The organism is Verrucomicrobiota bacterium, assembly GCA_016871675.1.
Classification (GTDB): Bacteria; Verrucomicrobiota; Verrucomicrobiia; order Limisphaerales; family VHCN01; genus VHCN01.
Genome location: VHCN01000113.1, coordinates 1 through 4,936 on the forward strand (window position 1 = coordinate 1; position 4,936 = coordinate 4,936).

4 protein-coding genes are annotated in these 4,936 nt (G+C 66.9%); 3 read left to right on the forward strand and 1 reads right to left on the reverse strand.

The window, feature by feature from the left end; all coding sequences use genetic code 11:
• On the reverse strand, positions 1–298 hold a 298-nt coding region (locus tag FJ386_14895; GenBank protein MBM3877973.1), incomplete at its 3' end, for a mandelate racemase/muconate lactonizing enzyme family protein.
• 480 nt (positions 299–778) lie between these two features.
• On the opposite strand from FJ386_14895, the gene FJ386_14900 reads away from it, so the two are divergent.
• The 3 genes from FJ386_14900 (at position 779) to FJ386_14910 (ending at position 4,727) form a co-directional block, all read left to right on the forward strand.
• Complete coding sequence (locus tag FJ386_14900; GenBank protein ID MBM3877974.1) at positions 779–2,368, forward strand: right-handed parallel beta-helix repeat-containing protein; 1,590 nt, start codon at positions 779–781, stop codon at positions 2,366–2,368.
• Positions 2,369–2,692: 324 nt separating this feature from the next.
• Positions 2,693–3,622 carry a cobalamin-binding protein gene (locus tag FJ386_14905; protein MBM3877975.1) on the forward strand — a complete coding sequence of 310 codons (930 nt, stop codon included), beginning with the start codon at positions 2,693–2,695 and terminating at the stop codon, positions 3,620–3,622.
• Positions 3,623–3,650: 28 nt separating this feature from the next.
• A complete protein-coding gene (locus FJ386_14910; GenBank protein ID MBM3877976.1) occupies positions 3,651–4,727 on the forward strand; it encodes an SMP-30/gluconolactonase/LRE family protein in 1,077 nt (358 codons plus the stop codon).
• Positions 4,728–4,936 lie beyond the last annotated feature (209 nt).

Consider the following 4,936-nt stretch of genomic DNA (forward strand, 5'->3'; position numbering starts at 1 on the left):
CCTGCCCAAGAATGTCCCACAGCGCGAGGTCAATGGCGCTGATGGCCCGCAGTTCCGTCCCGCGAGACCCAAACGCGCTCGCGCGCTCGTAGAGGAAGCGCCAGTGATTCTCGATGGACAGCGGGTCTGCGCCGAGAAGCCGGCGGCCCATCCAATCGTGAATCATCGCGGCCACTGCGTGCGGCGCGTAGTAAGTCTCACCGTGGCCGATGAACCCGGCGTCCGTGTGCACGCGCACGAGCAGCAGGCCGGGCATGATGTCGTCGGGAATGACCGTCTCGATGGCGGTGATCTTGATGCCCGAGCTGGTGGGCACGAGCTTCGGCTGCGGTGAGATGGCGCGCGCGGCGGGCTTCGCGGGTTTCTTCATGTCGGTGCGTGATTGAGTCGTTTCGAAGGGACGAGCGCAAGTCCGGAGCGAACAGCCAGAACATCAGTCCGGTTGGCGGCAGTTGGACCACGACCGTCGCCGACGGCACGCCGCTCAACATCACCGCCACGTCCGGCACGCCCGCGACCAACGCCTAGTTCGTGAGCCTGACCAACATCGTCCTCGCCGCCAGCGCCACCGACGCCGACGGCATCTTCGCCGTCGAGTTCTACGAGGGCACCAACACGCTCGCGCAGATTCTCACGCCTCCCTACACCTTCACCTGGACCAACCCGCCACCGGGCGCACCCACACCGTCGCGCCCACCAACCGCCGCTACTTCCGCTACTCGGTGTGGTGACGAGCTCACGATGACTTGCACGGCCCGCCTGTGCGTCCGACTTGGCAATGAAACCACCGTCGCTCGGACTCCTCGCTGCGCTCTTGTTCGTCCCACCAATTCCCGCCGCCACGCTCCACGTCCCGTCGCGGCACATGCGCATTCAGGCCGCCGTGGACGCTGCGAAGTCCGGCGACACCGTTTTGGTCGCGGCGGGCACGTATCACGAGCGTGTCACGCTGAAGGCCGGCGTCACCTTGCGCAGTGCGGGCGACGACGCGCCCGGCAAAATCGGCCTCGCGCGGGCGGAGGCCACGGTCATCGATGGCGGCGGCACGCCCGAGCCGCGCGCAGGCGTGGAGATGGCGGCGGGCGCGGTGCTCGACGGCTTCACCGTCGCAAACGTCGGGCGCTACGACGACGCGGCGTGGCAGCGGCATTTCGCCACGCGTGGCAACGAGCAGGCGCACGAGCATATCGGCGCGCCGGGCGTCGCGGGCGTGAGCGTGCGTGGCGTGAATTGCGAGGTGCGGAATAACATCGTGCGCCATACCGGCTACACGGGAATTGCCATCACCGGCGTCGCCGGCGCGCAGACTTCGCCGCTCATCGTCAGCAACATCTGCCATCGCAACATGGGCGGCGGCATCGGGTCGATGAACGGCTCGACGGCGGTCATCCGCGGCAACACCTGCTTCGAGAATTTCTACGCCGGCATCGGGCACGAGAACGCCAGCCCGCTGGTCGAGTCGAACCGCTGCTTTGGCAACATCCGCGCGGGCATCGGCATCAGCGAGGGCGCGTCACCGACGGTCCGGTTCAACCTTTGCCACGACAACCGCCGTGCGGGCATCGGCATCCGCACCGGCGAGAACACGCGGCCCATCGTCGAGCGCAATGACTGCTTCACCAATGGAATGGCCGGCATCGGCGTCGAGGAGTCGGCCGCGCCGGAGCTGCGTTTCAACCGTTGCCACGGGAACGCCGCGGCGGGCATCGGCGCGCGCGACCACGCGCGTCCGCTCATCTTCGGCAACGAGTGCGTGGGCAACGCCGACGCGGGCATCGGCCTGATGACCGGGCACGGCACGCAGGTCATCAGCAACCTGTGCCGGTTGAACAAGTCCGCCGGCATCGGCCTCGCGGGCGACGGCACGAACACCGCGACACTCCGCGGCAACCGGCTGCTTGAAAATGCGGCGGTCGCGCTCGGCGTGAACGCGGGGTGGAACATCGCGGCCACGGGCAACGAACTGGCCCGCAGCGAGGGATTGCCGCCGCTCGTGATGATCGCGGCGGGCGCGACGGCAAACTTCACGAATAACGTGCTGCGCGGCGGCGGCGTGGCCGGGTTGCGTCTGGCAGGACGGGTGCGCGCGGAGGGCAACGAATTTACCCGCACGCCGCGCAAGGGCGGCCCGCCGGGACAGGCGGTGTGGGCGTTGTCCGGCGCGAGTGTTGAGTTGGCTGGCAATCGTTTCACCGGCTGGCGCTGCGCGCTCGCAGCCGAGAACGCCACCGTCGTGGCCCGGCGAAACGTGGTGAAGGATGCGGTGGGTGTGGCGTTCCGCGTCAGGAAGCCAGCCGCTCCGCCGCAAGTCAGCGACAACGAAATCTCCGGAGCGAACGTGCGGGAGTTGGAGGTGGATGGGAAGTGAACTCCGCAGTCGAGGGGCATTCTTCAGGCTGCCAGTTCTTCCGAGCCCGCCCGGGTCGCCCGAACGGGCGCAGCGCGAGACTTGAGTCGCAGCGGCTCGAATCGACGGGGCCTTCACAGGTGGCGCACAGGTCCCAGTAGCGCTGCCGCCGCTTCGCTTGGTTGGAGACCGCTGCAAAACCCATCTCGCGTCGGTGTTGTGTCCTGCCTGTGGCAGGACTTTCGGAGAAATCTGGCATGCTCCGCCGAGGCGCATGCCTTGACGCTACACGTTTTGCAGAGATCTCAGTTGGGCATTGCCTGGCGGCTCCCTCGACTCTCTACTTTGTCCGTGAGCCAACGCGTCCTTTCGCTCCTGCCGGCGGCTACGGAGATTGTTTGTGCGCTGGGGGCGCGCGACCGGCTCGTCGGGAGGTCGCACGAATGTGATTTCCCCGCGGGGGTGCGCACCTTGCCGAGTTGCACGAACCCGCGGTTCGATGTGGCGGGCGCGAGCGGGGAGATTCACCGGCAAGTCACGGCCCAGTTCAAGGCGTCCAGCGGCCCGCTGTATTCCCTCAACTCGCCGCTCATTCGCGACCTCTGCCCCGACGTGATTCTCACGCAGGCGCAGTGCGAGGTCTGCGCGGTGAGCCTTGCCGAGGTCGGGCAGGTTGCGGCGAAGTTGTTTCGCCCGCCGAAGATTGTCGCACTCTCGCCGGTGCGTCTCGCGGATTTGTGGTCGGACTTCACGAGCATCGCCGCGTCGCTCGCGCTTGAGGATCGGGCGAAGGAAACCGTGCGCGCCCTCAAGAACCGCTGCGTGGACATCCTGATGAAGACGGCGCTGATGACGAACCGGCCGACGGTGGCGTGCGTCGAGTGGCTCGACCCGTTGATGGCCTCGGGGAACTGGGTGCCTGAACTCGTCGTGTTCGCGGGTGGTGTCAATCTCTTTGGCAAGGCCGGCGAGCACTCGTCGTGGATGAAGTGGGAGGAGATCGTGGCGCGCAATCCCGACGTGCTGGTTTTGATGCCATGCGGTTTCGACATCGCGCGGACGCGTCGTGAACTCGGTGCACTCGCGTCGCGTCCTGGCTGGAAGCAGTTGCGTGCAGTGAAGTCCAGCCGGGTCGTGATCGCGGATGGGGGCCAGTTTTTCAACCGCCCAGGTCCGCGGCTCGTGAACTCACTGGAAATCCTCGCCGAGGTGTTGCATCCGGGAGTTTTTCCGTTCGGCTACGAGGGCAGGGGTTGGGAGTTTGCACGCATGTAGTGGCGCGGGCGCGCCTGCGCCGCGCTGCATGCTTGCCAAACCGCCAAGGCGCCCGTTGAATCGCTCCATGCCAATGAACTGCCCCGGAATGGTGCGCGCCGCGTCGTGCGCTGCCGCGATGTTCTCGCTCGCGGGCTTCGCGCAAGTCTTCAATACCGGCGCGCCGGTCAAGATCGAGGGGCAGGTCGCGTTCGTCGAGGGGCCGGCTTTTCATGCGGATGGCTCGGTGTATTTCAGCGACGTGGAGAACAACCGCATCATGCGCCGCCGGCTGGACGGTTCGTTCGAGGTGTGGCGCCAGCCGTCGGGACGCGCGAACGGGTTGCTGTTCGATCACGAAGGCCGGCTCGTCGCGTGCGAGGGCGCGGCGTTCGGCGGCAACCGTCGCGTCACGCGCACCGAGGCTGACGGCAGAATCACGGTGCTCGCGGACAGCTTCGACGGCAAGCCGCTCAACTCCCCGAACGACCTGACCATTGACTCGCGGGGCCGCATCTATTTCACGGACCCGCGTTACGGTTCTCGCGACGGGATCGAGCAGAAGACGCCGGGCGGCGCGGCGATCGAGGGTGTCTATCGCATCGATGAGCCGGGCCGGGTCGCGCGCGTGCTCGCGGCCGAGGTGGACCGCCCCAACGGCGTCGCGGTGTCGCCGGATGACAAGTGGCTGTTCGTGGTGGACAACAACAACGGCCAGTTCGGCACGCGCAAGGTGTGGCGCTTCGAGCTCGACGCCGCGGGCAACGTGCTGCCCAAGTCGCGCAAGGAGCTGTTCGACTTCGGCCGCGGTCGCGGCGGCGACGGGTGCAAGGTGGACAGGGAAGGCCGCGTATGGGTGGCCGCGGGCCGATGGATGCCTTCGCCGCCGAACGAAACCATCGAGATGAAGGGCGGCATCTACGTGCTCACGCACGAGGGGCGGCTTGTGGACTTCATGCCCGTCGCGATTGATGAAGTGACGAACCTCTGCTTCGGCGGCAAGTCGCTCGACACGCTTTACATCACGGCCGGCCACACGTTGTTCAGCGCACAACTCAAGGCGACGGGACACGTGGCATGGCCGAAGGCAGCCGCGGGCGAGGCGCCTTCCGCCAAGACGAAATGATGGCGCCGCATTCGTCCTGCGGGTCGTGAGCGTGGCTGGGTGTGCGTCGCACGATGGCTCAAGGCATTCTCGGCTTCGAAGGTTGTCGAGTGGCGCGGTCCACGGGATAGACGGCGCGCTGCTTTTCGAGGCCGCTGACAAGGCCCTGCATTAAACGCTGGAGCACCGCGGGCTCAGTCGCGGCGAGGTTCTTCTGCTCGAAGGGGTCA

Coding starts and splice junctions, on each gene's coding strand:
- FJ386_14910 (MBM3877976.1), top strand. CDS start 3,651: ATGCTTGCCAAACCGCCAAGGCGCCCGTTGAATCGCTCCATGCCAATG.
- FJ386_14900 (MBM3877974.1), top strand. CDS start 779: ATGAAACCACCGTCGCTCGGACTCCTCGCTGCGCTCTTGTTCGTCCCA.